Below are 21,854 nucleotides of genomic sequence, written 5' to 3' on the forward strand. Positions count from 1 at the left end.
TCTGAACTGCGTGGGTCAAGCCTACCGACTGAGGGCGGCCGCGACGCGGCCGCCGCGAGGAATCCGCAGCGCCGCGAAAACGAGCGCCGCGCCTGCGACCCACCCGGCGACGGACGAACCCGCGAGCAGCACGATCAGGACTCCGCCCGCCCCGCTCGCAGCAGCGGCGGCTGCGCGCTGCGCGGAGACAGGGATGCGCGCGGTGGCGGCCGAGCTCCCGCGCTCTGCACGGGCGGCGACGGCGACCAGCGCTGCGACCGCCGCCTCCACGACGGCGAGCCACAGGGGACGGGACGCCCACCAGGCCGCGGACAGCGGCGCGGGGAGCGCCAGACCGGAGACCAGCACGAGGCCGGCGAGCGTGATCAGCGCGAGCATGTGCCAGGAGTAGATCGTCATGGCGCGGCGGTTGACCGCGTCCACCACCCTCCCGGAGAGCGGCCGCGCCGACACCGCCCGCAGTCGACGGCGCAGCAGCAGGAACACGGCGAGCTGGGCGGTGCCGAGCAGCGCGAGCGCGGTCGCCGGCGGGTTGAGCGCGGCGTACATGTCCGGCGACCAGAGCCCCGCCACCGCACCGACGACGGCGAGGCCGAGCGCAGCGGCGGCCAGCCCGGCGAGCGCGCCTCGGCGCAGCGCGTCCAGCCGGCCGGACGCGAGCCAGAAGCCGAGCTGCTGCACGAGCAGCCAGACGAAGAGCAGATTCGCGAAGCCGACCGCGGCGATCCCCGTCGCCGTCCGCAACACATCCACGGCCAGCGCCAGCATCGCGAGCGCCCCGAGCGAGGCGACAGGGCTGCGGTCGTGTGCTGCGACCAGGAGCGGAACGGCCGCCGTGCACAGCACGTAGACGCCCAGGAACCACAGCGGCTGCGACAGCCGGAAGCCGGCGACGGCGACGACGTCGGCCGGCACTCCCAGCAGTGCGAGCGCCGACAGCAGCACGGCAGCGGCGGCGATCGCGGTCAGCGCGGGCGACAGCAGCCGGTGGAGCCGCCCACCGAGGTAATCGCCGTACCCGCCGCCGGCGTCCCGCAGCCGAGACCACTGCCCGTAGGCGGAGAAGCCGCCGAGGATGAAGAACAGCGGCATGACCTGCACCAGCCAGCTCACTGCGGGGAACGACGTCCAGCGCTCGAGCGCGTTCTCGAGCACCGGTCCGTGCGGACCGACGGAGACGCCGACCATGAGCGCGTGCAGCAGGACGACGACGGTGAGGCACACCGCGCGGACGACGTCGACGGCGCCATCCCGGCGGATGGGCGTCGGGCGACCCGGCGCCGGCCGGGTGCGTACGGCGAGGGGTGCGACGGTGGTGGACATCGAGGGCTCCTTCCGCGGTCCGGCGGACCGACGGAGGAAGCGTCTCGGGAGGACACCGTGGGGCGCGTCACCCCGGGGAGCCAAAGCCGACCCGTACCCGGGTACGGGTCACGAGCTCAGGGAGTCGGCTCGACCAGGCCCGCGTCGAAGGCGAGGATGACCGCCTGCACGCGGTCGCGCAGCCCGAGCTTCGCGAACACCCGGCTCACGTGCGTCTTCACGGTCTGCTCGGCGATGAACAGCTCGCCGGCGATCTCGGCATTGGACAGTCCGCGACCGATCAGCACGAGGATCTCGCGTTCGCGCTCCGTGAGGTCGGCGAGGCGCTGCGCCTTGTCGCCGCCGGTCGGGCGCTGCGCGGCGAAGCGCTCGAGCAGCCGTTTGGTCACGCGCGGCGCGAGCAGCGCCTCCCCCGCCGCGACGACGCGCACGGCCTGGACCAGGTCCGCGGGCGGCGCGTCTTTCAGCAGGAAGCCGCTCGCTCCGGCCTGGAGCGCGTCGTAGACGTACTCGTCGGCGTCGAACGTCGTCAGCACGAGGACGAGCGGTCGGTGCGGATCGCCGCGACTCGGCCGAACCAGCTCCCTGGTCGCGTCGATGCCGTTCATGACGGGCATCCGCACATCCATCAGCACCACGTCCGGGCGCAGCCGGCGGGCGAGCTCCACCGCCTGCGCGCCGTCCTCGGCCTGGCCGAGCACCTCGATGCCCTCCTGCGCCGCGAGGATGGCGGCGAAGCCGGCGCGCACCATCGCCTGGTCGTCGGCGACCAGGACGCTGACGCTCACCCGGTCACCGCCTGCGCTGCCGGCAGCACGGCGACCACGGCGAACCCGTCGTCGAGCTCCTCGGCGGTGAGCGTCCCGTCGAGGAGCTCCGCGCGCTCGCGCATCCCGCGGATGCCGTGCCCGCCTCCGATCGGAGCCGGCGCCGACGCCGGGCGGCCCGGCGCCCGGCCGTTGCGCACCTCGATGCGGACGCCCTCGCCCGACCGATCGATGCGGATGCGCACCGGTGCGCCGGTCGCGTGCCGGGCGACGTTGCTCAGCGACTCCTGGACGATCCGATAGGCCGCGAGCCCGAGCACCGGGTCCCCGAGCGCCGGGTCGTCCTGGGGCAGCTCGGCGTCGAGGGCGACCTCGCCGTGCCGCGCCGCATCGGCGACAAGAGCGGGAACGTCGGAGAGGCCGGGCTGCGGCGCGAGGTCGGCGCCGCCGTCGTGACGGAGCACGCCGAGCAGACGGCGCATCTCGCCCATCGAGGCGCGTGCCGTTGCCGCGAGCTCATCGAACTCGCGCGCGGCGTCCTCGGGCAGATCGGGCAGGCGGTAGCGCGCGCTGGAGGCCTGCACCTGGATGGCGGACATACCGTGCGCCACGACGTCATGCAGTTCGCGCGCGATGCGCGTACGCTCCTCCGCCACCTCGAGACGCGCGTGCTCCGACGCGGACAGCTGCTGCTCACGCAGCAACTGCCGACGCACGTCCTGCCACCGGCTCACCAGCACGGCAGCGCCGAGCAGCACCCCGGACACGGCTGCGAAAACGATCAGATCGGCTGTCGCCGCGTCGGCGGACACCGGCGGCCGATGGCCTGCGATGCCCACCACCGAGGCGCCGGCCACCGCGACCACCCAGGCGATGAACCCGGGACGCCAGTCGGAGCGCAGGACGACGAGAGCCAGCGTCAACCCGAAAGCAATCGTCGTCGGAATGGCGACCGGCCACGGGCTCCCGGTGTCCGGCGACCCCGCGAGGGCGAGGGCGATGACCGCTGCCGCCGACGTCCCCGCGGCGACGACGGGCAGAACCACTGCCAGCACGAGGGACCCGGCCAGCACGAGCGCGAGCAGCAGGGCGAGGACGACCGGGATGCCGTAGAGCGAGGATCCCAGCGCAGCGGAGAGCGCGAAGAGGACGATGGCCGCCGTGCAGGTGGTTCCCCAGAGCAGGGCGAGCGAGCGGTCGAGGCGCAACGTCGGCGCGACGGCTGTGCCGGTCATCGTCCGACCTCCTTCGTCATCGTGCCGACCTGGACCGGCCGGGGTGCCGGCTCTCCCTCGGGCGCGGCGGTCACCTCTGCGCCCGCCCCCGCGGCGGCGCGCCGCCGACCCGATGCCCGCAGCAGCGCATCCACGACGAACCCGACCGCGACGCCGACGGCGATCCCGATCAGCATCGCCAGGAACGCGTTGCCGTGCAGCCAGTGCGCCGCGAGCACTCCCACAGTAACGGAGTACAGCGCCCAGGAGACTCCCGCGATCGCGGACAGCATCAAGAAGCGCAGCCGGGACACGCCGGCGGCGCCTGCCACCAGATTGACCGCGACCCTGCCGACCGGCACATAGCGCGCAGAGAGCACGAGGACGCCCGCCCGGCTGTGGATGCCGCGCCGAGCCCTGTCGAGCGCCGCTCGCAGCCGCGGCCGACGCTCGAAGCGGAACCGCTCCAATCCCACCGCGCGACCGATCGCGAAGGTCAGGTTGTCGCCGGTCACCGCCCCGGCCGCCGCACACCCGAGCAGCAACGGCAGGTTCGGGTTGCCGGTGGCGACCGCTGCCGCCGCGGCGGCGATGACCACCGACTCGCTCGGAACGGGCGGGAAGAACGCATCCACCAGCACCACGGCGAAGACGACCAGATACACCCAGGGCGAGGCCGCGGCGCTGGCGATGAACTCGTTGACGACATCCATGCCCTCGACGCTACGGACGAGGTGTCGGGCGCACATCACCCCCGGGTAGCCTCCGGCCCGTACCACGGGGTGATTCGGGAGCACCGGGCAGCCGCGAGACGGCGCACTATCCGCCGCCTCGACCGTTCTCGGCGTACTCTGCGCGTCTCGGGTCGGCGTCAGTCGGCGTTGAGGCGCTCGTAGACGGCGGCCGCGGTCGTCGGGCCGACGCCACGGACCTCGGCGATCTGCTCCGGCGTCGCCTGCCGCAGCTGCGCCACCGATCCGAAGTGCTTCAGCAGCTCCTTGACGCGCGCCGGGCCGAGGCCGGGGATCTCACCGAGCACGGAGGTGATGTCGCGCTTGCGCCTGGCCCGCTGATAGGTGATGGCGAACCGGTGCGCCTCATCGCGGAGGCGCTGCACCAGGAACAGGGCGTCGCTGTTGCGCGGCAGGATGACCGGGAAGTCGGAGTCGGGCAGCCAGATCTCCTCGAGCCGCTTGGCGATCCCGGCGAGCTGGATGCCGGTGACCCCCGACTCGTCGAGCGCCCGTTGGGCGGCGGCGACCTGCGGCTGACCGCCGTCGACGATGAGCAGGTTCGGCGGGTAGGAGAACTTGCGGCGGCGGCGTTCGGCGGCTTCGGCCAGTTCCGCGTCGACGTCGATCCCCGGATCGTCACCGCTCTCGCGATCGTCGCCGGTCTCCGGAGTGTCGTGGGTCTCCGCGGACTCGCCTGCCCCCAGAACGTCGCCGGCTCCGGGCGCGTCATCCTTCAGATACGCGAGCCTGCGAGTGATCACCTGGTAGATCGACTCGGTGTCGTCGGTGGACTCCGGGATGCTGAACCGGCGGTACTGGTCTTTGCGCGGCAGGCCGTCCTCGAAGACCACCATGGAGGCGACGATGTTGGTGCCGCTGAGATGCGACACGTCGAAGCACTCCATGCGGAGCGGAGCGTCGGCCATGCCGAGGGCGTCCTGGATGTCGTTGAGCGCCTTCGACCGGGCGACGAAGTCGGAGCTGCGCCGGGTCTTGTAGAGGATGAGCGCGTTCTTCGCGTTCATCTCGGCGGTCTGCGCTAGCGCGGCCTTGTCGCCGCGCTGCGCCACACGGAGCTCCACCTTGCCGGTCGACTTGGGGCCGCGGCGCACCGGGCCGGCCTCGTCGGCCTCCACTCGCCGCGCCATCAGCCACTGCTCGAGTTCGCTCGCGTCCTCCGGGAGCTCGGGCACGATGATCTCGCGCGGCGGGGCGTCCGAGCCTTCGTACGCGTTCTGCAGCACCGTCTCGACCAGCTCGCCGAGCTCGATGTCGAGTTCCTTGTCGACCACCCAGGAACGCACACCGCGGATCCGGCCGCCGCGCACGATGAACTGCTGCACCGCCGCGGCCAGCTCGTCGTGGGCGATGCCGAACGCGTCGAGGTCCACGTTCTCGTGGAGGACGACGGCGCTCTTTCCCATCGCCGCCTCCAGCGCCTGGATGGCGTCGCGGTGCCTCGCGGCGGCTTCGTAGTCGAGCGTGCTCGCGGCGTGCTTCATCTTCTCGGTGAGCTCGCGGATGTACTTGCTGTCGTTGCCCGCCATGAACGAGACGAAGTCTTCGGCGAGCTCGCGGTGATCCTCCGGGCTGATCCGCCCGACGCACGGCGCTGCGCACTTGCCGATGTCGCCGAGCAGGCACGGCCGACCGGTCAGCTCCGCGCGGCGGTACACGCCGTCGGAGCAGCTGCGCACCGGGAACGCCTTCAGCATCAGATCCACCGTGTCGCGGATCGCCCAGACCTTCGTGTACGGCCCGAAGTACCGGGCGTCCTTGAGGTTGCGGTTGCGGGTGACCATGACCCGCGGGATGCGGTCGCCCAGCGTCACCGCGAGATACGGGTACGACTTGTCGTCGCGGAACTGGACGTTGAAGGGCGGATTGAACTCCTTGATCCAGGTGTACTCCAGCTGCAACGCCTCGAACTCGCTGGCGACGACCGTCCACTCCACGCTGTTGGCGGTCGTCACCATGCGCCGCGTGCGCTCGTGGAGGCTCCGCAGCGGCTGGAAGTAGTTGCTCAGCCGCGCGCGGAGGTTCTTGGCCTTGCCGACGTACAGCACCCGCCGATTCGCATCACGGAACCGATACACCCCCGGCTGGGTCGGGATCTCGCCCGCCTTGGGCCGGTAGCTCACCGTGTCGGTGCGGGTCGTGCTCACAGGCGGCATCTTACGCGGCGCCGCGGACACGCTCGGAGCCGATGGCGCCCTCCCCCTGCAGGATCTCCTTGAGGAAGTAGCCCGTGTGGCTTCCCGGGGTCTCGGCCACCTGCTCCGGTGTCCCGGTCGCGATGACCATGCCACCGCCGGCGCCGCCCTCCGGCCCCAGGTCGATGACCCAGTCGGCCGACTTGATGACGTCGAGGTTGTGCTCGATGACGATGACCGTGTTGCCCTTGTCGAGCAGGCCGTTCAGCACCAGCAGCAGCTTGCGCACATCTTCGAAGTGGAGGCCGGTCGTCGGCTCGTCGAGCACGTACACGCTGCGGCCGTTCGACCGGCGCTGCAGCTCGGTCGCCAGCTTGACGCGCTGCGCTTCGCCGCCCGAGAGGGTCGTGGCGCTCTGGCCGAGCCGCACGTAGCCGAGCCCCACGTCGACGAGGGTCTGCAGGTAGCGGTGGATCGCGGAGATCGGCCGGAAGAACTCCGCCGCCTCGCTGATCGGCATGTCGAGCACCTCGGCGATGTTCTTGCCCTTGTAGTGCACCGTGAGGGTGTCGCGGTTGTACCGTGCTCCCCCGCACACCTCGCACGCCACGTAGACGTCGGGCAGGAAGTTCATCTCGATCTTGATGGTGCCGTCGCCCGAGCACGCCTCGCAGCGCCCGCCCTTGACGTTGAAGCTGAACCGGCCGGGCAGGTAGCCGCGGGCCTTGGCCTCCGGCGTCTCAGAGAACAGAGTCCGGATGCGGTCGAAGACGCCGGTGTAGGTCGCCGGGTTGGAGCGCGGGGTGCGACCGATCGGCGCCTGGTCGACGTGCACCACCTTGTCGAGGTGATCGAGTCCGGTGACCGTGCGGTGCTTGCCCGGGAGCTTGCGGGCGCCGTTGAGCTTGTTGGCGAGAACACGGTACAGGATGTCGTTGACCAGCGACGACTTGCCGGAGCCGGACACGCCCGTGACCGCGACGAACGCGCCGAGCGGGAAGTCGACCGTGACCTTCTTGAGGTTGTTCGCCTCCGCGTCGACCACCCGGATCACGCGCTTCTTGTCGATCTTCCTGCGCTTCTCGGGGATCGCGATCTCACGTCGGCCGGCGAGGTAGTCGCCGGTGAGCGAGTCGGTGTTCGCGAGCAGCTCGTCGTACGAGCCCGAGTGCACGACGTGGCCGCCGTTGACGCCCGCCCCCGGACCGATGTCGACGATCCAGTCCGCTGTGCGGATGGTGTCTTCGTCGTGCTCGACGACGATCAGGGTGTTCCCGAGGTCGCGCAGGGCGACCAACGTGTCGATCAGACGTCGATTGTCGCGCTGGTGGAGGCCGATGCTCGGCTCGTCGAGCACGTACAGCACGCCGGTGAGCCCCGAACCGATCTGCGTGGCCAGGCGGATGCGCTGCGCCTCACCGCCGGACAGGGTCGCCGCGGCGCGCGCGAGGTCGAGGTAGCTGAGGCCGACCTGGATGAGGAAGTCGAGACGGATCTTGATCTCGCGCAGCACCTGCGCGCCGATCTTCTGCTCGCGCTCGGTCAGGTGCAGCTTCTCCATGAACGCGCGCGCGTCGGAGAGGCTGAGCAGGGACGCGTCGGCGATCGAGGCGCCGTGGACCAGGACGGCCAGCACCTCCGGCTTGAGGCGCTTGCCCTTGCAGACCGCACAGGGCACCTCGCGCAGGTATTCGGCCCAGCGGGCGCGCTGCGTGTCGGTCTCGGCCTGGGCGTACTGGCGCTCGATGTACGGCACGACACCCTCGAAGCCGGACGTGTACGACATCTCGCGCCCGTAGCGGTTCTTCCACCGCACCTTGACCTCGAAGTTGTCGCCGTTGAGCACGGCCTCCTTGACCGCGGCCGGGAGTTTCTTCCACGGCGTGTTCAGCGAGAAGTCGAGGTCGCGCGCGAGGCCGTCGAGCAGCTTCTCGTAGTAGTTGAAGAGGCCCTTGCCCTGCGTCGTCCACGGGATGATGACGCCCTCGGCGATGCTGAGCCCGTCGTCGCCGAGCAGCAGGTCTTCGTCGACCGACATGCGCGTGCCGAGGCCGGAGCACTCGGGGCAGGCGCCGAACGGAGCGTTGAACGAGAACGTGCGGGGTTCGATCTCGGTGAGCTGGATGGGGTGCCCGTTCGGGCACGACAGCTTCTCGCTGAACGACTGCCAGGCCTCAGGACCCTCGCGGTCGACGAAGTTGACCTGGACCAGGCCGTCCGTGAGCCGGAGCGCGGTCTCAAGGGAGTCGGTGAGGCGACCGAGGATGTCGGGGCCGGCGACGAGCCGGTCGACCACGACCGCGATGTCGTGCTTGTACTGCTTCTTGAGGGTCGGCGGGTCGCTCAGCTGGACCTGCTGGCCGTCGACCAGGGCGCGCGAGTACCCGCTCGCGGCGAGCTCCTTGAAGAGGTCGACGAACTCGCCCTTCTTCTGCGAGATGACCGGGCTCACCACCATGTAGCGCGTGCCCGTTTCGAGCTCCATGAGCTGGTCGGCGATCTGCTGCACCGTCTGCCGCTGGATCTTCTCGCCGCAGACCGGGCAGTGCGGGACGCCGATGCGCGCCCAGAGCAGTCGCATGTAGTCGTAGATCTCGGTGATCGTGCCGACCGTCGACCGCGGGTTGCGGTTGGTGGACTTCTGGTCGATGGAGACCGCGGGGCTCAGGCCCTCGATGAAGTCGACGTCGGGGCGGTCGACCTGGCCGAGGAACTGGCGCGCATACGCGGACAGCGACTCCACGTAGCGGCGCTGCCCTTCGGCGAAGATCGTGTCGAACGCCAGAGACGATTTGCCCGACCCGGACAGGCCGGTGAAGACCACCATCGAGTCGCGCGGGATCTCGAGGTCGACGTTGTGCAGGTTGTGCACGCGTGCGCCACGGACGCTCAGGTGCGATCCGACGACCTTGCTCGGCTTGGCGAACCCGGTACCGGAACCGCTGCCCCCCGGCTCGTCATCGAAGTCCACGCCGTCGAAACCCGAATTCGCGTTCATACCCAGACTGCTCACTCGTTCCATTCTCCGCTATTCCGCCGTCGCCCCGGTCGCGTGTTCGCCCACCGCGCACGTGCGCGACGGCCCTCTCGGGATGGTTCGAAGCTTTGTTCGATTCTACCGCGTCGCCACGAGAATTCGCGACCACGCGCGAGCGTACGCCGCACCACCGACATTCGTTCCCCGACGCCGCCGAGCACCGCCCGCTCAGGCCCGCGGTCGGGCCAGGAGCATCGCGGCCAGCAGCACGACCAGGCCCACGATCGCGGCCCCCGACACCATCGCGAGCCAGGGGGCGACGGCGGGGCGAGCGACCAGCAGGAGGACGACGGCGCCCGCCTGCACGGGGAGCTGGATCACGACGAAGCGCCGCAGCGACGGCAGCAGCACGGCCGGCTGGAACCGCGCAGTCGGCGGCAGGACGAGCATCCACGACGCCAGCACGTGCAGCAGCTGAACGGCGGCGATCAGCGCGAGAAGGCGCGGCGTCACCGTCCCCGGCTCCAGCAGGGTCGAGAACGCGAGCACCGCGATGAGGACCCACGCGACCCGCCAACGCGGGACGGCGACGGCGACCGCGGTCAACAGGACGGCGAGTGCCGGCCATGGCCCGCTGGGCGCGGCGGTCCAGGCGAGCGGCACCGCGACGGCGGCGAATGCCACCCGCAGCGACCAGGCGGGGAGGGTGCGCCCGAGGTCCGCGTCGGCTCGTCCGGCCGGCTGCTTGCGATCGCCCGCCGCGCTCACGGTCGCCTCCGCGTCGTCGCCAGGCGGCGGATTGTCGCGTCGCGGTCGGGCGACGACCAGACGAGCAGCTCGGCACCCGCCGCGCGCAGTCGGTCCAGCCGGAGGCCGCGCTCCAGGTCGACGACGCGCAGGGCGAGCCGTTCGCGGGCGGCGAGCTCGTCGACGCTCCGGGGCGGCAGCACGTCGACCACGACGACCCGATGGCCGGCCGCCCGCCAGGTGAGCGCCAGCCGGGTCGCCTGGTCGTCGAGGAAGGTCGACATCACATAGACGACGGCGCCCTGCGCGAGCCGCGGCGCCCGCGCCCGCTCGGTGGCCGCGCCGTGCGCCGTCGTCAGCTCGACGGCACGCAACACCCTGCTGAGGTGACGTGCCCCCGCGCGCGGCGGCAGCGCACGGCGGGCGTCGGAGAGGTCGTCGAAGCCGACCCGGTCGGATGCGCCGGCGTACGCCTCCGCGAGGGAGACGGCGGCCTCCCTCGCCAGGTCGAGGGACGTCACGCCCGGTCTCGGGTACGGCGCAGCCCACCCCGCGACGGCGCCGGGCACGTCGTCCCGTGCGTCCACGACGAGTTGCACAGCGGCGTCGGACGTCGCCGTGGTCCGCCGCACGTACAGCTCCCCGGGTCGCTGGGCCAGACGCGCCGTCGCCTTCCAGTCGATCCTGCGCAGTCGGTCTCCCGCGCGGAAACGGTCGATGTCGCGGAACTCGCCGCCATCGCCCGGGCGCGTGGACACGTGTCCGCCGGTCAGCCCGAGCAGCCGCGCCGGCAACGGGAGGCTCCGCACGCGCTGTGGCTTCGGGCGGACGACTCGCTCCGCGACAGCGGGACGGCCGGGGTCGCCGACCCAGGCCGCGTCCGGACCGATCCCGCGGGCGGCGATCGAGAGGATGCGTTGGGGGCCCGAGTGCGAGACGGCGACCCGCAGACGGAGTCGCCCGGCGAACCCCGGGGTCACCACCGCATCTTCCGGCTCCCGGTCGGACCGCCGGATCCGCAGGTGGAGGCCGTCGACGCGCCCCTCCGCCTCGGCGACCGCGTCGACGCGCACGCGGCCGTCGGTGTCGTCGCCGGCGATGGCGACGTCCGTGCGGGCCGCTGCGCCGTCCGGACGCGACGACCAGCCGATGACCGCGCTCAGCAACAGCGGCGCCGCGACGAGGACGAGTTCGAGCCGGGACATCACGAACGCCGCGACCAGGCAGACGGTCGCGACGATCGCCGCGGCGGTGGCCGCCGGGCTCAGCGACCAGCCCGAGCCGCCCTCCGGCCTGGCCGGCCGCTCGCGCGGGCCGGGCATGCGCGAACGCAACCACAGCGACATCAGGGGGCGGCCTCCCGTTCACGCGCACCGATCGCCGGAGGTCCTGGCACGCCGGAGAGGACCTCCAGCACGACCTGAGCCGCGCTCACGCCGCTCGTCCACGCCTGCACGGTCAGTGTCAGCCGATGCGCGAGCACGGGGACGGCCACGCGCTTGACGTCGTCCGGGATGACGAAGTCGCGACCCGCGAGAACCGCCAGCGCCCTGGCGACCAGCAGCAGGCCCTGCGATCCCCGTGGGGATGCCCCCACCTCGACCGAGCGATGCCTGCGAGTGGCGGCGGCGAGGGCGACGCAGTAGGCGGCGATGTCCGGGTCGACGTCGACGCGCTCGACGCCGGCCTGCATCGCGAGCAGCGTCCGCGCCTCCATGACCGGCTCGACGGTCGCGACCTCGTGCCGGCGGGCGATGCGCGCGAGCAGCACCTGCGTCTCACCCGACGCGTCCGGGTAGCCGACGCCGAGCCGCACCATGAACCGGTCGAGTTGGGCCTCCGGGAGCGCGTAGGTGCCCTCGGACTCGATCGGGTTCGCCGTCGCGACGACGTGGAACGGGCGCGGCAGCGCGAAGCTGCGTCCCTCCACCGAGACCTGCCCCTCCGCCATCGCCTCCAGCAGCGCCGACTGGGTCTTGGGCGACGTGCGGTTGATCTCGTCGGCCAGGAACAGGCCGGTGAACACCGGCCCCGGCCGGAACTCGAACTCGGCCGTCGACGGCACATAGACGAAGGAGCCCGTGATGTCGGACGGGAGGAGGTCGGGCGTGCACTGGAGCCGGCGGAAGTCGAGACCGACCGCGCTCGCAATGCTCCGCGCCGCGAGCGTCTTACCGAGTCCGGGGACGTCCTCGAAGAGCACGTGCCCGCCGGCGAGCACGGTGGCCAAGGCGATCTCCAAGGGCTCGCGCATCCCCACGACGACGCTCTCGACCCGGGCGAGGACGTCCGCACCGAGGCGGGCGACCTCCTCGACGGCGAGCGGGACGACCTCTTCGGTGATCGAGGTCGCCGCGAGGGGCGTGCCCCCGCCGGTGCTGGAGGGTGCGGGTTCGAGGGTCATTCGGCTCCTGACGTGTCGACGGTGAGCGGTGAAGTCGTTGAGGTCGGTGAGGTCGGCGCGTCGGCGTCCGGGCGGCCGGCCCGGGCGAGCGCTTCCAGTCGGGAGAGCGACGCAGCGAAGTCGCGCGGGCGCGGCGCGGCGGCGGTGCCCTTGCGCAGCATCGCGGCGGTCTCATCGCCGAGGAGGTCTGCCGCCTGGCGCGCGAAGGCCGGATCGTCGAGCTGGACGCCGTGCCGATCGAGCACTTCGGCCGCGAGTCCACGCAGCCGCCGGACGGCCTCCGGTGAGACACGGCCGCCGCGCGCCCCCAACGACCAGCCCAGCTGCACGACGTCCCTGCGCGCACCGGCGCGGGGCTGCGGGGGCGGCACGGGCCATGAGACGTCCGCCTGGTCGCCGAGCAGCGACAGCACGGCGCCGAGGGCGAAGACCACGGCGCCGAGCCCGGCCGCGTGCGGGGCGTCCATCCCGAAGAACCATCCTGCGACACCGACGACGACTGCCGCGATCGTGCAGCCGACCGCGCGCCTGACCAGCCGCGCCCGCGTCATCGGACCGCGCCGTTCGTCGCACGGGCGTCGGCAGCGGCTCTCCAGGACGCGCGCAGCGCCTCGATCGCCGCTCGCGCCCTGCCGACGTCGGCGATCGTCACCGGCGCGTCGCTGAACCGCGCGCGCAGATAGAGGTCGAGGAGGTCGCGCGCGGCCGCCCGGTCCGACGCCACCCGGGCGACGACCCGACCGACGAACTCCCCCGGCGTCTCGGCGGGCAGGCGGTGCACACCGCTGTCGGCCGCGCCCTCCTCGAGGCCGAGCCACGCCCGCTCGATGGCGTCGCGCGGCTCTCTGCCCTCGCCGAGGAGATCCAGCGCGCGGTCGAGGCCGCGCCTGACCCGTTCCGGCCGCGGCTGCTCCGGCGGGTCGGGCGCGACACCGCCGTCGGTCGATCCGGAGACCTCCCCGTCGGGGCCGGGGAACTCGGGACGGAGCCGGCGCCGCAGATATCGCCAGAGCAGGGCGAGCATCACCACGACCGCGAGGACGACGAGGGCATAGGTCACCCACGTCAGGTCGATCCGCGTCTCGTGCGGGATGTCCTGGGGTTCCGGCGTCCCGCTCACCTTCTGCTCCCCCTGGTGCGGCTGGAGGTCGGTGGTCGGCGGTGTGAACCTGAGGCCGGTGAACGTCGGCGTCCCTTGGAACGCCAAGGCGACGGCGGAGAGCGCCAGCAGCGCTCCGGCGACGGCGATACCCCACCGTCGTCGCGTCCGTGTCACCGTCGAGCCCACCCTGCCACCGTAGCGCCACCCTGACGGGTGCGCGTCGGTACTCCTCGGACGCGGCGACGCCCGCCGCGCCTCAGCCCAGGTGGCCGGCCTTCTCCATCTGCCTCAGGTCGCGCTTCAGGTCCGAGAGCTCGTCGCGCAGTCGCGCCGCGAGCTCGAACTTCAGCTCGCCCGCAGCGGCGAGCATCTGGTCGTTGAGATCGGCGATCAGGGACTCCAGCTCGGCCGCGCCCTGAGCCGCGATGCCGCCGTTGCGCAGGTTGGGGGTCGGGCTCTTGCGCCGCTGCTCCCGGCCGGCGAGTATACGGGCGGTGTCGGCCTCCTCGCGGGCGAGCACGTCCGTGATGTCGGCGATCCGCTTGCGCAGCGGCTGCGGGTCGATGCCGTTCGCCCGGTTGTACTCGAGCTGCAGCTCGCGACGACGATCGGTCTCTTCGATGGCGTTCTTCATCGAGTCGGTCAGGACGTCGGCGTACATGTGCACCTCGCCCGAGACGTTGCGCGCCGCACGGCCGATCGTCTGGATGAGCGACGTCGACGACCGCAGGAAGCCCTCCTTGTCTGCGTCGAGGATCGCCACCAGCGACACCTCGGGAAGGTCGAGACCCTCGCGCAGCAGGTTGATGCCCACGAGCACGTCGTAGACGCCCGCGCGCAGCTCGGTGAGCAGCTCGACGCGCCGCAGGGTGTCAACGTCGGAGTGGAGGTAGCGGACCTTCACCCCGGCCTCGGCGAGGAAGTCGGTGAGCTCCTCCGCCATCTTCTTGGTCAGGGTGGTGACGAGGATGCGCTCGTCGCGCTCCACGCGCACCCGGATCTCCTCGAGCAGGTCGTCGATCTGACCCTTGGTCGGCTTGACCACGATCTGCGGGTCGACCAGGCCGGTCGGGCGGATGATCTGCTCCACCACGCCGTCGGCGACGCCCATCTCGTACTGCCCCGGCGTCGCCGAGAGGTACACGGTCTGGCCGACGCGGTCCTTGAACTCGTTCCACCGCAGCGGACGGTTGTCGAGAGCGCTCGGCAGCCGGAAGCCGTGCTCCACCAGTGTGCGCTTGCGGGAGGCGTCTCCCTCGTACATGGCGCCGATCTGCGGCACGGTCACGTGGGACTCGTCGATCACCACGAGGAAGTCGTCGGGGAAGTAGTCCAGGAGGCAGTTCGGCGCTTCGCCCGGCTGTCGCCCGTCGATGTGCCGCGAGTAGTTCTCGATACCGGAGCAGAACCCGATCTGCTCCATCATCTCGAGGTCGAACTGGGTGCGCATGCGCAACCGCTGGGCCTCCAGCAGCTTGCCCTCGCGCTCCAGCTCCTGCAGCCGTTCGCGGAGCTCCTCCTGGATGGTGCCGATCGCGCGCTGCATGGTCGCCGGGCTGGCGGCGTAGTGCGTCGCGGGGAACACCGACACGGCGTCCATCTTCTGCAGCACCTCGCCGGTGAGCGGGTGCAGCGAGTACAACGCCTCGATCTCGTCCCCGAACAGCTCGACGCGCACGGCGTGCTCCTCGTACATCGGGATGATCTCGATGGTGTCGCCGCGCACCCGGAACTTGCCGCGCGAGAAGTCGACGTCGTTGCGCTCGTACTGCATCGCGACGAAACGCCGGATCAGGGCGTCACGACCGACGTTCTGGCCCACCTGCAGGGCGACCATGGCCTCCAGGTACTCCTCGGCCGCACCGAGACCGTAGATGCACGAGACCGTGGAGACCACGACGACGTCACGGCGGCTGAGCAGCGAGTTCGTGGTGGAGTGGCGCAGGCGCTCCACCTCGGCGTTGACCGACGAGTCTTTCTCGATGAAGGTGTCGGTCTGAGGCACGTAGGCCTCCGGCTGGTAGTAGTCGTAGTACGAGACGAAGTACTCGACCGCGTTGTTGGGGAGCAGCTCGCGGAACTCGTTGGCGAGCTGAGCCGCAAGCGTCTTGTTGTGCGCGAGCACGAGGGTCGGCCGCTGCACCTGCTCGACGAGCCAGGCGGTCGTCGCCGACTTTCCGGTACCGGTCGCGCCGAGCAGCACGACATCGGTCTCGCCCGCGTTGATGCGGGCGGCGAGCTCGGCGATCGCCTTGGGCTGGTCTCCACTCGGTGCGTACTCGCTGACGACCTCGAACGGACGGACGAGACGCGTTGCTTCCATGACATCCAGTCTAGGAACGACCACCGACATCCGGGCCTGCTCTCGCTGAGAGCGGAACCGCGGTCAGGACCGCAGGCTCTCCCAGAGCTCGTCGACCTGCTCGCGGGTCCGCTCCAGCGTGCCGTCGGTGTCGATCACGACGTCGGCGACCGCGAGCCGCTCCGCGTCGGAGGCCTGCGAGCCGATCCGCCGCTCGGCCTCCGCGCGGTCCATTCCGCGCAGCCGGACGAGCCGGTCGATCCGGGTCGCCGCGTCGGCGTGCGCGACGACGATGAGATCGAACGGGTACTCGTTGGCCGACTCCACCAGGAGCGGGACGTCGTAGACGACGATGGCGGCGGGATCGGCGGCGGCCGCCGCCTCGAAGCGCGCGGTCGACGCCGCCAGCACCGCGGGATGGGTGATGCCGTTGAGCTTCTGCAGAGCCTCAGGGTCACCGAAGACGATGGCCCCGAGCGCGGGGCGGTCGAGGCTGCCGTCGGCCGAGATGACCGACGCCCCGAAGGTGCGCTCGATCTCGGCGAGGGCCGGCGTGCCCGGCTCGACGACCTCCCGCGCGATGCGGTCGGCGTCGACGACGACAGCGCCGAGCTCGGCGAGACGGGAGGCGATGGTCGATTTGCCGGAGGCGATCCCGCCGGTGAGTCCGATCAGCTGCACCGCACCAGCCTAGCCGCCCTCCGCCCGCACCCCAGGGGCACGTTGTTGTCCCTCTCGGCGCCCGAAAGGGACAACAACGTGCCCCTCGGCGGACAAGTACGGGCGCTTAACGCCGGAACGGCCGGCCCCGAAGGACCGGCCGCTCACGGATGAGACGTGTCTCAGTTGTTGGAGCTGAGCTTCTCGCGCAGCGCCGCGAGGGACTCGTCGTCGGCGAGGGTGCCGCCGGAGCCCGACTCGCTGGAGTACGACGAGGAACCGCTGTCGGCAGCCGCCTCCTCGATACCCTTGGCGACCTGGCGCTTGTGAGCCTCCCAGCGAGCCTGAGCCGCAGCGTACTGCTGCTCCCACTCGTCGCGCTGGCTCTCGAAGCCTTCCTTCCACTCGTTGGTCTCCGGGTCGAAGCCCTCGGGGTACTTGTAGTTCCCCTGCTCGTCGTACTCGGTGACCATGCCGTAGAGGGCCGGGTCGAACTCGGTGCCTTCGGGGTCGACGCCGTCGTTCGCCTGCTTGAGCGACAGCGAGATGCGGCGGCGCTCCAGGTCGATGTCGATGACCTTGACGAAGACCTCTTCGCCGACCGACACGACCTGCTCGGCGAGCTCGACGTGCTTGCCGGAGAGCTCGGAGATGTGCACCAGGCCCTCGATGCCGTCTGCGACGCGGACGAACGCACCGAACGGAACCAGCTTGGTGACCTTGCCCGGCGCGACCTGACCGATCGCGTGGGTGCGGGCGAAGACCTGCCACGGGTCCTCCTGGGTCGCCTTCAGCGACAGCGAGACGCGCTCGCGGTCCAGGTCGACCTCGAGGATCTCGACGGTGACCTCCTGGCCGACCTCGACGACCTCGGAAGCGTGCTCGATGTGCTTCCACGACAGCTCGGAGACGTGCACGAGGCCGTCCACGCCGCCCAGGTCGACGAACGCGCCGAAGTTGACGATCGAGGACACGACGCCCTTGCGAACCTGGCCCTTGTGCAGGTTGTTGAGGAACGTGGTGCGGGACTCCGACTGGGTCTGCTCCAGCAGCGCGCGACGCGACAGGACCACGTTGTTGCGGTTCTTGTCGAGCTCGAGGATCTTGGCCTCGATCTCCTGGCCCAGGTACGGGGTCAGGTCGCGGACGCGGCGCAGCTCGATGAGCGACGCCGGCAGGAAGCCGCGCAGGCCGATGTCGACGATCAGGCCGCCCTTGACGACCTCGATGACCGTACCGGTGACGACACCGTCGGCCTCCTTGATCTTCTCGACATCGCCCCAGGCGCGCTCGTACTGCGCACGCTTCTTGGACAGGATGAGGCGACCCTCTTTGTCCTCCTTCTGGAGAACGAGCGCCTCGACGGTGTCGCCGACCTCGACGACCTCGCTGGGGTCGACGTCGTGCTTGATGGAAAGCTCGCGAGAGGGGATGACACCCTCGGTCTTGTAGCCGACGTCGAGGAGGACCTCGTCGCGGTCGATCTTGACGACGGTGCCCTCGATGAGGTCTCCGTCGTTGAAGAACTTCAGCGTCTTTTCGACCGCGGCAAGAAAGTCTTCAGCAGACCCGATGTCGTTGACGGCGACCTGCTTCGGTGCCTTGTCGGTCGTTGCGGTTGTCATGTAGTGGATGCTCCGTAATGGACATAAATCAGGCCGAGCGCGAACCTTTGTGGGTGTCTTCCGCGAGCGGCAGGCGGATGTGGATGTCACACAAGTGACGGTCTAGTCTACCGACTGGTCTGCGGATGCAGCAACTCGCGTTCGGCCACGATGTCACGCAGCGCCGGCTCGAGCTCGGGATAGGCGAACACGTAGCCCGCGGCGAGCAGCCGCTCCGGCACGACCCACCGGCTCTTCAGGACCAGCTCGGTCTCCGTGCGGATCGCGGCAGAACCCAGCTCGAGCATCCACCGGGTGGCCGGAAGGCCGAACGGGACCCCGAGCACGCGCCGCAGCGTCGCCATCAGCGTCCGGTTGTCAACGGGCGTCGGCGCCGCGATGTTCACCGGCCCGTCGAGCTCAGGCCGCTCGCGGAGGAACTCGATCGCTCCGAGGACGTCGCGGACGTGCACCCAGCTGAACCGCTGCCGGCCGCCGCGCGCCCGGAACTCATGGAAGGTCCCCGCGTTGCGGCGCGCTGTCGTCGCGAACCAGCGGCCGTCGAGCTGCGGGCCGCCGAGACCGGACCGGGCGAGCCGGATGAGCGGGACCAGGGCCGAGCCGTCGCCCAGCACGATCGCCATGCGCAGGGCGACCCTTCTGGTGCCGGCGAGCTCCCCTTCGAAGAGCTCGGCCTCCCACGCCCGCGCCACGTTCACCGAGAACCCGGCTCCCAGCTCCCCCGTCGACTCGGTCATCGGCCGGTCCACCGCGTGCCGGTAGATGGTCGCGGTGGAGGCGTTGAACCAGACGGGTGGCGGCGCGTCCGACGCCGCGACGGCCTCCCGGAGGGCCCGCGTCGTCTCCACGCGCGAGCGGAAGATCTCTGCGCGGTTGGCGTCGCCGTAGCGGCAGTTCACGCTCTTGCCCGCGAGGTTGATGAGCAGATCGGCGCCGGTGACCGCGCGGCGCAGGGCAGCAGGGTCGTCCCAGCGTGCGTCGGCGCCGTCGCGCCCGACGAGCAGCACGGTCGAACCCGAAGCGCGGTAGTGCTCCGCCAGATACCGTCCGATGAACCCGGACGCACCGGCGATGACGACCCGCTCGCTCACTCACTCCCCCGTGTGATCTCGTAGCGGAAGGCGCCCGCGTACTGGTACACCCTACCGATCAGCGGCGCCCTCACGACGATGGAGACCACCTGTGCGCCCCGCGCATCGTCGTACCGTTCGGTGAGCGCGACGACCGGCGCGATGACCCGCGGGACGACGATGCGTGCCCGTCCTGCCCGCACCGCGATGCGGCGGGAGACCAGCCGCAGCGCACCGTCGGTCACCCGGGCCGAGAACCAGGCCTCCACCACCGTCGGCGATCCGAGGCGGTCGACGATCAAGCCCTTCTCGGCGCCGATCTCATCCCGCATCTCGCGCGTGCGCCCGCGCAGCTCGAACCGACGCACCGCGCGCACCGCAGGGCTGCCGTCCGCGGAGGTCGCCGGAACGTTCGCGACGGTGAACAGGACGCTGTGCTCCCACACCGGGAACAGCACATGCGCCAGGGCGAACGCCGCGAGCACCGGCCACAGCCAGCGGCGGGGTGTGCCGACGACGTCGAACACGCCGATGCCCCGACCGGTCGAACCGTCCGGAATGCCGTCGAAGTAGGCGCGCAGCCGCGGATGGAGCTCGTCGAAGGCCGAGCCGAGAACGGCCCGGTACGGGGAGGTCATCGCGGCCGCGCGCCCTTCTGAGTGCGGGCGCTCAGTCGAGCAGCGCCGACTTCAGCGTGTCGAGCCCGACACCGCCGATGTCGAGCGCCTTCTTGTGGAAGGCCTTGATGTCGAACGACCCGCCCTCGCGGCGTGCGTACTCGTCGCGCAGCTGCTCCCAGATGCGCTGACCGATCTTGTACGACGGCGCCTGACCCGGCCAGCCCAGGTAGCGGTTGACCTCGAAGCGCACGAAGCCCTCGTTCATGTTGACGTTCTCGCCGAGGAAGCCGAAGGCATAGTCGCCCGTCCACGGGCCGGACCCGTCGGGCAGCTGCTTCTCGAGGTGCACGCCGATGTCGAGCACCACCCGGGCGGCACGCATCCGCTGGCCGTCGAGCATCCCGAGCCGGTCGGCCGGGTCGTCGAGGTAACCCAGCTGCTCCATCAGGCGCTCGGCGTAGAGGGCCCAGCCCTCGGCATGACCGGAAGTGCCGGCGATGCGGCGCCACGAGTTCAGCTGCGCCTTGTTGTAGGTGGCCTGCGCGATCTGGAGGTGATGGCCGGGAACGCCCTCGTGGTAGACGGTCGTCAACTCGCGCCAGGTGTCGAACTCGGTGACGCCCTCCGGGACGCTCCACCACATGCGGCCGGCGCGGGCGAAGTCGTCGCTCGGGCCGGTGTAGTAGATACCGCCCTCCTGCGTCGGCGCGATCATGCACTCCAACCGGCGGATCTCGACCGGGATGTCGAAGTGCGAGCGGCCGAGCTCCTCGATGGCGCGGTCGCTGGTCTCCTGCATCCACTTCTGGAGGGCGTCGGTGCCGTGCAGCTTGCGGGAGGCGTCACCGTCGAGGAACGCGATGGCCTCGCGCACGGTCGCGCCCGGCTTGATCTCGTTCGCGATCGACTCCTGCTCCGCCACCATGCGCGCCAGCTCTTCGAGGCCCCACTCGTAGGTCTCGTCGAGGTCGACGGTGGCGCCGAGGAAGTCTCGGGAGGCGAGAGCGTACAGCTCGCGGCCGACGGCGTCCTTCTCCGGAGCGTGGGCGGCGAGCTCGTCCTGCAGGAAGGTCGCGAGCTTCGCGTAGGCCGCGGCGGACTCGGAGGCGCCGGACGCCAGATCGGCCTTCAGCGACGCGGGGAGTTCGGCGTCTCCGGCCTTCGCCGAGCCCGTGAACTCGAAGAAGAATCCGGTGTCTGCGACCTGCTTGTTCGCCTGCACGAGCACCTCGCGCACCTGGCGGACCGCCGGAACGTTGCCCGTTGCGATGCCGCTGCGGAGGGTCTCAATGTAGCCGTCCATCGCGGCGGGGAGGTTGTGCAGGCGCTTCGCGACGTTCGCCCAGTCGTCCTCGGTGTCGGTCGGGACGAGGTCGAAGATGTCGCGGAGCTCCTGCGCGGGCGAGGCGATCACGTTGAGGTCACGCTGGCCGAAGCCGGCCTCGTGCTTCTCGATGGTGAGCTCGAGCTCGCGGGAGAGGTCCATCTTGGTGACACGGTCGATGTCGTCGACCGGCTCGGCCTTGCGGATCTTGGCGAGGGTCTCGCGCACGGCGGCGACGGACTGCTCGGCTCCCGCCGGCGAGTAGTCGGAGTACTCGCCCTCGCGGCCGGGTCGGCCGAGCCAGACGTGGTACTCGGGGTGGAGCTCCAACTGGGTGTCGACCCACTCCTCAGCGATCGTGTCGATCGGAGTCGGTTCGCGCTTCTCTGCGTTCGTCATGATCCGACCCTACCGAGGCCTCGAGCTCGGCGCTCGCTCCTGCCGCCCCCTCCGCCCGCCGGCGCCGCTGCTCCCTCAGGTCGAGCTCGTCCTGGAGCGCGACGAAGAAGCGGTGGATCTCGCCCCGGCGCTGCGTGAACAGGAACGTCTCCGCCCCCTGCACCCTCCCGATCGCGTCGAACTCGATGCGCGTGTGCGTGGCGTCCACGGGGACGAACCGTAATTTCGGCTGGAAGAACACCCATCCCGACGCGACCTGCCCGAACGGGTCGAGGATGCTCGTGCCCTGCAGCGCGTCCCGCACGAAATCAGGGACCTCGGCGAGAGGAACCGGCACCACCTCGCTCGGGATCCGGCGAGGGACGACGGCCTTCTTCTCGTGCCTCCGCGGCTCCAGCTCGCCCACGAGTGAAGCGTAGCCCCGCCGGCCTGC

General features: G+C 70.9%; 18 protein-coding genes. All 18 read right to left on the minus strand.

Annotation, left to right across the window (positions count from 1 at the left end):
* Positions 1-21: 21 nt before the first annotated feature.
* The 18 genes from JNB50_RS06830 to JNB50_RS06915 all read right to left on the minus strand — a co-directional run bounded on the left by JNB50_RS06830 (position 22) and on the right by JNB50_RS06915 (position 21,827).
* Positions 22-1,323 carry an acyltransferase gene (locus JNB50_RS06830; protein WP_208039366.1) on the minus strand — a complete coding sequence of 434 codons (1,302 nt, stop codon included), beginning with the start codon at positions 1,321-1,323 and terminating at the stop codon, positions 22-24.
* A gap of 116 nt (positions 1,324-1,439) precedes the next feature.
* Positions 1,440-2,111, minus strand: a complete 672-nt coding sequence (locus JNB50_RS06835; RefSeq protein ID WP_208039367.1) for a response regulator transcription factor — start codon at positions 2,109-2,111, stop codon at positions 1,440-1,442.
* Positions 2,108-3,325 (minus strand): sensor histidine kinase, encoded by a 1,218-nt coding sequence (locus JNB50_RS06840; protein ID WP_208039368.1) that lies wholly within the window; start codon positions 3,323-3,325, stop codon positions 2,108-2,110. Before JNB50_RS06840 ends, JNB50_RS06835 begins: the two co-directional genes overlap by 4 nt.
* Entirely contained in the window at positions 3,322-4,017 is a 696-nt protein-coding gene (locus JNB50_RS06845) for a DedA family protein (protein ID WP_208039369.1), read from the minus strand. Before JNB50_RS06845 ends, JNB50_RS06840 begins: the two co-directional genes overlap by 4 nt.
* A 158-nt stretch (positions 4,018-4,175) precedes the next feature.
* Positions 4,176-6,212, minus strand: coding sequence for an excinuclease ABC subunit UvrC (gene uvrC / locus JNB50_RS06850; protein WP_208039370.1), 2,037 nt, complete (start codon positions 6,210-6,212; stop codon positions 4,176-4,178).
* Position 6,213: 1 nt separating this feature from the next.
* Entirely contained in the window at positions 6,214-9,189 is a 2,976-nt protein-coding gene (uvrA, locus tag JNB50_RS06855) for an excinuclease ABC subunit UvrA (protein ID WP_243768184.1), read from the minus strand.
* A gap of 207 nt (positions 9,190-9,396) precedes the next feature.
* A complete protein-coding gene (locus tag JNB50_RS06860) occupies positions 9,397-9,936 on the minus strand; it encodes a hypothetical protein (RefSeq protein WP_208039371.1) in 540 nt (179 codons plus the stop codon).
* Entirely contained in the window at positions 9,933-11,237 is a 1,305-nt protein-coding gene (locus tag JNB50_RS06865; protein ID WP_208039372.1) for a DUF58 domain-containing protein, read from the minus strand. Before JNB50_RS06865 ends, JNB50_RS06860 begins: the two co-directional genes overlap by 4 nt.
* A gap of 23 nt (positions 11,238-11,260) precedes the next feature.
* Positions 11,261-12,319: a MoxR family ATPase gene (locus tag JNB50_RS06870; protein ID WP_208039373.1), complete on the minus strand. Its 1,059-nt coding sequence runs from the start codon at positions 12,317-12,319 to the stop codon at positions 11,261-11,263.
* A complete protein-coding gene (locus JNB50_RS06875) occupies positions 12,316-12,870 on the minus strand; it encodes a hypothetical protein (protein ID WP_208039374.1) in 555 nt (184 codons plus the stop codon). The genes JNB50_RS06870 and JNB50_RS06875 overlap by 4 nt, the downstream gene beginning before the upstream one ends.
* The gene (locus JNB50_RS06880; RefSeq protein WP_307794631.1) at positions 12,867-13,595 is read right to left on the minus strand and encodes a DUF4129 domain-containing protein; all 729 of its coding nucleotides are present in this window, start codon (positions 13,593-13,595) and stop codon (positions 12,867-12,869) included. Before JNB50_RS06880 ends, JNB50_RS06875 begins: the two co-directional genes overlap by 4 nt.
* Before the next feature lie 82 nt (positions 13,596-13,677).
* Positions 13,678-15,744, minus strand: coding sequence for an excinuclease ABC subunit UvrB (gene uvrB, locus JNB50_RS06885; RefSeq protein ID WP_208039375.1), 2,067 nt, complete (start codon positions 15,742-15,744; stop codon positions 13,678-13,680).
* Positions 15,745-15,807: 63 nt separating this feature from the next.
* Positions 15,808-16,404, minus strand: coding sequence for a dephospho-CoA kinase (gene coaE / locus JNB50_RS06890; RefSeq protein WP_208039376.1), 597 nt, complete (start codon positions 16,402-16,404; stop codon positions 15,808-15,810).
* 161 nt (positions 16,405-16,565) lie between these two features.
* A complete protein-coding gene (rpsA, locus tag JNB50_RS06895) occupies positions 16,566-18,008 on the minus strand; it encodes a 30S ribosomal protein S1 (RefSeq protein ID WP_208039377.1) in 1,443 nt (480 codons plus the stop codon).
* A gap of 107 nt (positions 18,009-18,115) precedes the next feature.
* On the minus strand, positions 18,116-19,099 hold the full coding sequence (locus JNB50_RS06900; protein ID WP_208039378.1) for an epimerase: 984 nt from the start codon (positions 19,097-19,099) through the stop codon (positions 18,116-18,118).
* Entirely contained in the window at positions 19,096-19,716 is a 621-nt protein-coding gene (locus JNB50_RS06905) for a DUF4166 domain-containing protein (protein WP_208039379.1), read from the minus strand. Before JNB50_RS06905 ends, JNB50_RS06900 begins: the two co-directional genes overlap by 4 nt.
* Before the next feature lie 31 nt (positions 19,717-19,747).
* A complete protein-coding gene (locus tag JNB50_RS06910) occupies positions 19,748-21,421 on the minus strand; it encodes a DUF885 domain-containing protein (protein ID WP_208039380.1) in 1,674 nt (557 codons plus the stop codon).
* Positions 21,372-21,827: a hypothetical protein gene (locus JNB50_RS06915; protein ID WP_208039381.1), complete on the minus strand. Its 456-nt coding sequence runs from the start codon at positions 21,825-21,827 to the stop codon at positions 21,372-21,374. The genes JNB50_RS06910 and JNB50_RS06915 overlap by 50 nt, the downstream gene beginning before the upstream one ends.
* Between the last annotated feature and the right edge of the window lie 27 nt (positions 21,828-21,854).

The organism is Leifsonia sp. TF02-11 (assembly GCF_017565305.1).
Taxonomy (GTDB): Bacteria; Actinomycetota; Actinomycetes; order Actinomycetales; family Microbacteriaceae; genus Leifsonia.